We start from the raw sequence: 7,884 nt of genomic DNA, 5'->3' as shown, positions 1-7,884 counted from the left end.
GGCCTGGTGCTCGGACCAGCCGTTCGCCTGCGCGACCACGGACCGCACCGCCGCGAGCGCGAGGTCCTGCTGCTGCGCCTCCCCCTCCTGCTCAATCCGAGCCGTCTCGGCATCGAGGAACTCGAGCATCGCGGCCCAGCGTCGGTAGTCCAGCTGAGCACTCTCGCGCCGCAGTCCGGCCATGTAGGCCACCTGCGCGTCGGGGGTGCTCTCGATCATGTTCCTAATCTAGAGAAGGCCACCGACACTTTTAGCCGCTTGTGCACAGCGACCACATCACGTCAACTGGTCTCGCTCCGTGGCGGCTATGCCCCCGTTGCCACGGCTCCATTGCCCCTCGTTCCTCGGGCCTGCTCGACCGCCGACGCTCGTTGCTACGCGATCAGTTGGCGCCGTTGCTGTTATTCGCCGAAGGTCATGGTGAAGACCTCGAAGGCCGCGGCGTGGGTGACGCCGAGGCGCCGGCCGGTCGGGCGGGACATGCTCTCGAGGAACTCCGCAGGGTCGAAGTTCTCCCAGCCGAGGCCCTCGATGTAGGCGCGGTGGGCGGTGAGGGACGCGACGCCTGCGTCGAAGGTGTCGGTGGTGTCGACGGCGTGGGTGGACTGCGGCGAACCTGCCGCCCAGACCTGCCGGACGCCGCCCCACGGCTCAAGTCCGTCAACCAGTTGCTCGCGGAAGATCCAGCGGTTCCCGGCGTCCTGGCTCGCGTGCAGCGCAGCGCGACCGACGGCGATGTGGTCCGCTTGGTTGGGGGAGCGGCCGCCCCAGGTGTCACGGAAGTTGCCGGTGATGACGATGTCAGGGCGGTGCCGGCGGATCTGCCCGGCGATGGCGGCGCGAAGGGGCACGCCGAACTCGACGACGCCGTCGGGGAAGCCGAGGAACTCGACTGTCTCCACCCCCACGATCGCGGCTGACTCGCGCTCCTCGGCCTCGCGGACGGGCGCACATTCGTCGGGGGAGAGTCCGTCGATACCGGCTTCTCCGCTCGTCACCATGCAGTAGACGACCGTCTTGCCTTGGCCGGTCCATCGCGCCACCGCGGCGGCGGCGCCGAACTCCACGTCGTCGGGATGAGCGACCACGACCAGCGCGCGGTCCCAGTCTTCGGTGAGGGGGAGGAGTGCGTCGTCCGTCATGCCTCCAGGCTAGGCGCTGGGAGCGCGATGGGCTGCTCACATGCCTCGGCCGCCTGGGCGCGGGAGGAATGCGCGACCAGGCGGCCGAGTGAACGGGTGGGGGTCCCGAGGTTGGAAGGACCCCGACTCCCGAGCGTGTCTGGAGTGTGCGAGCCGTTCACTCTCGAGTGTGGACCCGGCTCGCGACATCCGCACGTCGAGCGGCTGAATCTTGAGTGAACCGTGTTCGATCTCACACCAGGCGCGCCGCTCGGGTGATGCGCGAGGGCACCGCGGCCCCCGCGATGTCGCTTATAGGGTTGCGAGATGAGCATGACGGTGCGGACGGTGGAACCCGGCGACGAGGACGCGTGGATGCAGCTCTACCGGGGATATCGGTCGTTCTATCGGCTGTCGGACGATCCCGGCGCGGTCACGACGACGTGGCAGTGGGTGCGCGATGGCCAGCATGGGCTCGTCGGTCTTGTCGCGGTCGAGGACGATCGCCTCATCGCGCTCGCCAATCTCCGGTCTTTCGCACGGCCGTCGACAGCGACCATCGGTCTCTACCTCGACGATCTCTTCACGGCACCCGAGGCGCGCGGCAGAGGCGCTGCCGGGGCGTTGCTCGGGCGAGCCGCCGAGTATGCCGGGCAGACGGGATGCAGCGTCGTGCGATGGGTGACCGCCGCGGACAACGTGTCCGCCCGGTCGGTGTACGACGCACATGCTGAGGCGACTCAGTGGGTGACGTACGAGATGAGGCCTACTGTCTGACGGCGACTCGTGACCTCGCGCCCGACCGGGGTTGGTCGGGTTCGCTGCAATGATCTGCGCCATACTGGGGCGTCACGATACTGCGCTTCGCGCATGGGGAGTTAGCTCAGCCGGTTAGAGCAGAGGACTCATAATCCTTGGGTCGCGGGTTCGAGCCCCGCACTCCCTACGAAAGCCGCTTGGCAGCTATTGGCTCGACTTCCAGGCGCGGTAGGCGATCGCCCCGACGATGATCCCCGCCACGAGGCACACCGGGACGGTGACGTACCACGGCCAGCCGAGGGCGTAACCCGCCGGAACGCCGATGGCCAGGAAGGCGATCGTGAAGATCAGCGTGGCCATCGTGATGACGTAACGAGGTGTCGCGGGGCCGGTGCTGCTCATGTCTCGATCGTCGCACCGCCCGGATGCCGTCGCAGGGGTCAGAGCCAGTAGCCGATGGCGACCGCGACGCCGGCGACGACGATCAGGGCGCGGAACACCGAGGTGGGGAGCTTACGTCCGATGAGGGCACCCAGATACCCGCCGACGATCGAGCCCGAGGCCAGCAGCGCCACGATGTGCCAGTCGAGCGGCGCGATGAACACGAAGATCACCGTGGCGACGATGTTCGATGCCAGCACCGCGAGCGTGCGCAAGGCGCTCACCACCGCCAGCGGAAGGTCGAGCGCGAGCGATAGCACCGCGATCATCATGACGCCCTGGCCTGCGCCGAAGTAGCCGCCGTAGACGCCGCAGGCCGCGGTTCCGGCGGCCAGGGACGGCGTCATGGAGGTCCGAGCGTCGTCGGATCCTTCGGGGCGACGGCTCTTCAGCCACGCCGAGATCCTCGGCTGCACGGCCACGAGCAGGCACGCGAACAGGATCAGCCACGGGACGAGGGTGGCGAAGACGTCGGCCGGCAGACGCAACAGCAGGAGCGCGCCCGCCACGGCCGCGACGCCGCTGAGGCCCATGACGGCCGCCGCGAGGGGGAGGCGTCCCAGCAACTCGCGGCGGTATCCCAGGGCTCCGGTGAGCCCCGCCGGGACGAGCGCGACGGTGTTGGACGAGTTGGCGGTCACCGGCGGGATGCCGAGCGCGAGCAGGATCGGGAAGCTCACAAGCGACGCGACCCCGATCGACGACGTCGCGATCCCGGCGCCGAGACCGGCGAGAACGGTGATGACCTGATCGAGCGGGGTCACGGGCGCTCGTTCAGGATCGCCACATCGCTGACCTGCTCGATGTGGGCATGCATGGCGCGGGCGGCCTCCGCGGCATCACCGGCACGGATCGCGTCCGCGACGCGGCGGTGAGCGGCCAGCGAGTCCCGGGGACGTCCGGGCTGGCCGAGCGACTCGATCCGCGTCTCGGCGATCAACTCACCGATCTCGGCCATCATCCGAGCGAGGAGGTCCGAGTGCGCTGCCGCCGTCACCGCGCCGTGGAAGAGCTCGTCGCCCTCGTCGCCGCGCCCGCCGGCCTCGATGTCGGCCTCCATCACGCGCAGCGCCTCGTCGATGCGTTCGAGGTCCTCCTCGGTCCGCCGTTCGGCGGCCAGGGAGGCGAGTTTGGTCTCCAGTGCGTCGCGGGCGTCGATGACCTCGGGGATGCGCTTGGCGTGGTCGCGGATCGCCTCGACGACGCGCGAGGGCCCCGTCACGTCGCTGAGGATCGCCCCGTCGCCGTGGCGCACGACCACGACGCCGATCACCTCGAGGGCCACCAGCGCCTGACTCACCGTCGCGCGACTGACCCCGAGCTGGGACGCGAGCTCCCGCTCCGGCGGGAGTCGATCGCCGGCACGGAGACCGTTCGTGTCGATCCACTCGGAGATCTGCTGAGCCACCTGCTCATAGAGCCGGGGTCGCTGCACGGGGCGCAGGGTCTGTCGTGGGGCCATGCGTGGGAGTGTATTGACAACACACTCAGTTGCCTATTGGATAGGCCACTGATCCTTTATGTGACGCCAGTCACGAGTCATCAGTCGGAAGGACGGTCGATGGGACCGGAATGGGTAGCGATCATCGCGCTTGTCGCGTTGTTCGTGATCGGCACGCTGTTGCCGATCAACATGGGTGCGCTCGCCTACGTGGCGGCCTGGTTCGTGGGGATGTACGCCCTCAATCTCGATGAGAAGGAGATCCTGGCCGGCGTCAGCGGCGATCTGATCCTCACGCTGATCGGCGTCACCTATCTGTTCGCCATCGCGCGCAACAACGGCACGGTCGATCTCATCGTGACGACCGCCGTGCGCGCCGTCGGCGGGCGCGTCGCCCTCATTCCGTGGGTCATGTTCGGCGTGACCGCCCTGCTGACCGCGATCGGTGCCGCGAGCCCGGCCGCCTGCGCCATCATCGGCCCCATCGCCCTCGGGTTCGCGGGCAAATACAAGATCAACCCGCTCATGATGGGCATGTTCGTCGTGCACGGCGCCCAGGGCGGCGGCTTCTCGCCGATCAGCATCTACGGCACCATCACCAACTCCGTGATGGAGGAGAACGGTCTCGAGACCAGCGAGATGACCGTGTTCCTCGCGAGCCTCGTCGTCAACCTCATCATGGCCGCGATCCTGTTCGTGGTCCTCGGCGGACGTCGGCTCATGTCCGAGCGGGTCGACCCCGACGACAACCTCGCCGAGCGCCTCCACAGCGGCGGTGCCACCGTCCCGGCGCGGGGGACCGGTGCCGACGCCCCCACCACCACGGCCGCTGCCGGCATGCGCACCGACCAGATGCTGACGCTCATCGCCTTCGTCGCCGTCGCGGTCATCGCGCTGGCGTTCGACAAGAACATCGGCTTCGTGGCGATCACCGCCGCCGTCATCCTCGCGATGCTCTCGGCCAAGGAGCACAAGGGCGCGATCAACCAGATCGCCTGGCCGACGGTACTGCTGGTCGCCGGAGTGAGCACCTACGCGACGATTCTCACCAAGGCCGAGGCTCCGGAGTTCGTCGGCAACTGGGCGGCCGGGCTCGGTGCGGTCGCGATCGGCGCGCTCGTCCTCTGCTACGTCGGTGGCGTCACGTCGGCCTTCGCCTCGTCGACGGCGTTGCTTCCGGTGATCGTCCCGATCGCCATCCCGCTCATCGTCGACGGCGGCATCCACCCGGCGATGTTCGTCGCTGCGCTGGCCGTCTCGTCCACGATCGTCGACGTCAGCCCGTTCTCGACGAACGGCGCGCTCATGCTGGCCAACCGTCCCGAGACGGTCAGCGAGCAGACCTACTATCGCCAGATTCTCACGTACAGCGTGATCGTCGTCGTCGTCGGTCCGCTCCTCGTGTGGGCGGCGCTCGTTCTACCCGGATGGGGAGTGTGACCATGACCAGCACCGGACCGCTGTCAGATCTCCTCGTCGTCGACCTGTCCCGCGCCCTCGCCGGCCCGCACGCCACGATGATGCTCGGCGATCTGGGTGCCCGGATCGTCAAGGTCGAGGCGCCGGGTCGCGGCGACGACACCCGAGGGTGGGGACCGCCCTTCCGTTGGCCGAGCGAGGACGGCCACACCGGCGAGCCGACCGACGGGACGCGGGAGTCCACGTACTTCCTGTCGGCGAACCGCAACAAGGAGTCCATCGCCCTCGATTTGAAGGACGACGCCGACCGCGAGGTCCTGCTCGAGCTCGTCGACCGCGCAGACGTCCTCGTCGAGAACTTCCGTACCGGTGTGCTCGATCGCCTGGGACTGGGGTTCACCACGCTGCAGGAGCGCAACCCCCGCCTCGTCATCCTGTCGATCACCGGTTTCGGGCACGACGGTCCCGAGGGCGGCCGCGCCGGTTACGACCAGATCGCGCAAGGCGAAGCCGGACTGATGTCCCTGACCGGCTCGGGCCCGGACGACCCGCAGAAGGTCGGCACCCCGATCTCGGACCTGCTGTCGGGCATGTACGGCGCTTACGGCGTGCTCGCCGCGCTCCACGAGCGTGAGCGCACGGGCCACGGCCAGGTCGTGCGGACGTCGCTGCTCGCGGCCACCGTCGGCGTCCACGCCTTCCAGGGGACGCGCTGGACCGTGGCCGGTGAAGTCGGCCGCGCCCAGGGCAACCACCACGCGTCGATCGCCCCCTACGGTCTCTTCCGCTGCGCCGACGGCGCCGTGCAGATCGCACTCGGCAGCGAGAGCCTCTGGCAGCGCTTCTGCGCCGCGTTCGACCTCGATCCGGAGCTGCCCGGCTTCGCCACGAACCCCGAGCGGGTCGCCAAGCGCGAGGAGACCATCGCGCTGGTGGAGGAGGCCTTCGCCTCGTGGAACGCGGCCGATCTGCTGGCACGTCTCGCCGAGGTCGGAATCCCGGCCGGCAAGGTCCGCACGCTCGACGAGGTGTACGCGTGGGACCAGACCGCCAGCCAGGGACTGCTGGTCGACGTCGATCACGCCACGCTCGGCCGGCTCACGCTGCCGGGACCGCCGTTGCGCTTCTTCGGCCCCGACGGCACCGAAGTCACGCGGCGGGACCACGCGGCCCCGCCGACCCTCGACGAGCACGGCGCGGCCATCCGTGCCTGGGTGAAGGAGGACGACCAGTGACGACGACGGCCCGCGAGCGGATGACGGCACGTCAGCTCATCGAGCTCGTGCTCGACCCGGACTCCTTCGAGAGCTGGGACGAACCGATCGACATCAGCGGTTACGCCGAGAAGTACCAGCAGGAGCTGCTGCGCGCCCGTGAGCGCACCGGAGTGGACGAGTCCGTGCTGACCGGACGGGGCACCGTACACGGGCGCCCGGTCGCGTTCGTCGTCAATGAGTTCGGGTTCCTCGCCGGCTCCATCGGCCGTGACGCAGCGCAGCGCATCGTGACCGCGATCCGGCGCGCGACCGCCGAAGGACTGCCTCTGCTCGCCTCCACGGCCTCCGGCGGCACCCGCATGCAGGAGGGCACCCCGGCGTTCGTCCGGATGGTCGACATCTCGCGGGCGATCATGGATCACCGCGCCGCCGGCCTGCCGTACCTCGTGCACCTGCGGCACCCGACGACCGGCGGCGTGTTCGCGTCGTGGGGATCGCTCGGCCACGTGACGGTCGCCGAGCCCGGTGCGCTCGTCGGCTTCCTCGGCCCCAAGGTCTACGAGACGCTGTACGGCGACCCGTTCCCGTCCGGCGTCCAAGTCAGCGAGAATCTCGCCGATCGCGGCATCATCGACGCGGTCGTGTCGTCGGCAGAGCTTCCGGCGCTCGTCGAGCGCGCGCTGGGCATCCTGCTCGATGAGGTCGAGCCGTCCAGCCGCGAACGCCGGGTTCTGCCCGACGGCGTCAACGGCGCCGTCTGGGACTCGGTGATGCGGACCCGCCGGCCCGGACGTGCCGGTGTGCGCGACGTGCTGCGCCGGGGGAGCGATGCCACGCTGCGGCTCAAGGGCACCGACGAGGGTGAGCGCGACGCCTCGATGCTCGTGGCTCTCGCGCGCCTGGACGGCGTGCCCTGCGTCGTCGTGGGTCAGGACCGGACGAAGCAGACCCCGGCCTCGCCGATGGGTCCCGGCGCGCTGCGCGAGGCTCGCCGGGGCATGCGGCTGGCCGAGGAATTGGGCCTCCCGCTCGTCTCGATCATCGACACGCCGGGTGCCGAACTCTCCAAGGAGGCCGAGGAGGGCGCCATCGCCGGCGAGATCGCGCGATGCATCGCCACGATGTCCACGCTGACGGTGCCCACCGTCTCGGTCCTGCTCGGGCAAGGCACCGGCGGAGGAGCCCTGGCGCTCCTGCCGGCCAACGTCGTGGTGGCCGCGCAGCACAGCTGGCTCTCGCCCCTGCCACCCGAGGGCGCGAGTGCCATCGTCTACGGCGACATCGACCACGCCGAGGAACTGGCGCGGCGTCAACAGATCGGCGCGGCCGATCTGCACGCGAACGGCGTCGTCCGTCAGATCGTCGCGGAGCCCGAGGGCGACACCCCCGAGGGTCTCGCCGACGCCGTCGCCGCCGAGATCGGCCACTGGCTGCGGCAGCTCACCAGCGACCGCGCGCGAGCGCAGGCGCAGCGCTGAGCTGGACC

The 7,884-nt window shown here is 69.6% G+C and carries 9 protein-coding genes and 1 tRNA gene; 5 read left to right on the top strand and 5 right to left on the bottom strand.

The features are described 5' to 3' along the window. Window positions 1–219: hypothetical protein (locus EHW97_RS12305; RefSeq protein ID WP_133424839.1), on the bottom strand; the 219-nt coding region annotated here is incomplete at its 3' end. 182 nt (window positions 220–401) lie between these two features. Continuing rightward, window positions 402–1,142 (bottom strand): PIG-L deacetylase family protein, encoded by a 741-nt coding sequence (locus EHW97_RS12300; RefSeq protein ID WP_124237467.1) that lies wholly within the window; start codon window positions 1,140–1,142, stop codon window positions 402–404. 306 nt (window positions 1,143–1,448) lie between these two features. On the opposite strand from EHW97_RS12300, the gene EHW97_RS12295 reads away from it, so the two are divergent. Then, window positions 1,449–1,898, top strand: a complete 450-nt coding sequence (locus EHW97_RS12295; RefSeq protein ID WP_124237466.1) for a GNAT family N-acetyltransferase — start codon at window positions 1,449–1,451, stop codon at window positions 1,896–1,898. 95 nt (window positions 1,899–1,993) lie between these two features. Continuing rightward, a tRNA-Met gene (locus EHW97_RS12290) sits at window positions 1,994–2,067 on the top strand. Window positions 2,068–2,084: 17 nt separating this feature from the next. On the opposite strand, the gene EHW97_RS12285 is transcribed toward EHW97_RS12290, so the two are convergent. From EHW97_RS12285 to EHW97_RS12275, 3 genes are read right to left on the bottom strand one after another with little or no spacing between them, the layout of a single operon-like run. Beyond that, complete coding sequence (locus tag EHW97_RS12285) at window positions 2,085–2,282, bottom strand: hypothetical protein (RefSeq protein WP_124237465.1); 198 nt, start codon at window positions 2,280–2,282, stop codon at window positions 2,085–2,087. A 38-nt stretch (window positions 2,283–2,320) separates the two neighbouring features. Beyond that, a complete protein-coding gene (locus EHW97_RS12280; RefSeq protein ID WP_124237464.1) occupies window positions 2,321–3,085 on the bottom strand; it encodes a sulfite exporter TauE/SafE family protein in 765 nt (254 codons plus the stop codon). Next, window positions 3,082–3,783: a FadR/GntR family transcriptional regulator gene (locus EHW97_RS12275; protein WP_124237463.1), complete on the bottom strand. Its 702-nt coding sequence runs from the start codon at window positions 3,781–3,783 to the stop codon at window positions 3,082–3,084. The genes EHW97_RS12280 and EHW97_RS12275 overlap by 4 nt, the downstream gene beginning before the upstream one ends. 99 nt (window positions 3,784–3,882) lie before the next feature. On the opposite strand from EHW97_RS12275, the gene EHW97_RS12270 reads away from it, so the two are divergent. From EHW97_RS12270 to EHW97_RS12260, 3 genes are read left to right on the top strand one after another with little or no spacing between them, the layout of a single operon-like run. Beyond that, window positions 3,883–5,202, top strand: coding sequence for an SLC13 family permease (locus EHW97_RS12270; protein ID WP_124237462.1), 1,320 nt, complete (start codon window positions 3,883–3,885; stop codon window positions 5,200–5,202). 2 nt (window positions 5,203–5,204) lie between these two features. Further along, a complete protein-coding gene (locus tag EHW97_RS12265; protein ID WP_208002025.1) occupies window positions 5,205–6,416 on the top strand; it encodes a CaiB/BaiF CoA transferase family protein in 1,212 nt (403 codons plus the stop codon). Continuing rightward, window positions 6,413–7,876, top strand: coding sequence for an acetyl-CoA carboxylase carboxyltransferase subunit alpha/beta (locus EHW97_RS12260; protein WP_243696430.1), 1,464 nt, complete (start codon window positions 6,413–6,415; stop codon window positions 7,874–7,876). The genes EHW97_RS12265 and EHW97_RS12260 overlap by 4 nt, the downstream gene beginning before the upstream one ends. The last annotated feature ends 8 nt before the right edge of the window (window positions 7,877–7,884 follow it).

The organism is Aeromicrobium camelliae, assembly GCF_003850045.1.
GTDB lineage: Bacteria > Actinomycetota > Actinomycetes > Propionibacteriales > Nocardioidaceae > Aeromicrobium > Aeromicrobium camelliae.
This window is presented reverse-complemented; position numbering and strand designations above follow the sequence as displayed.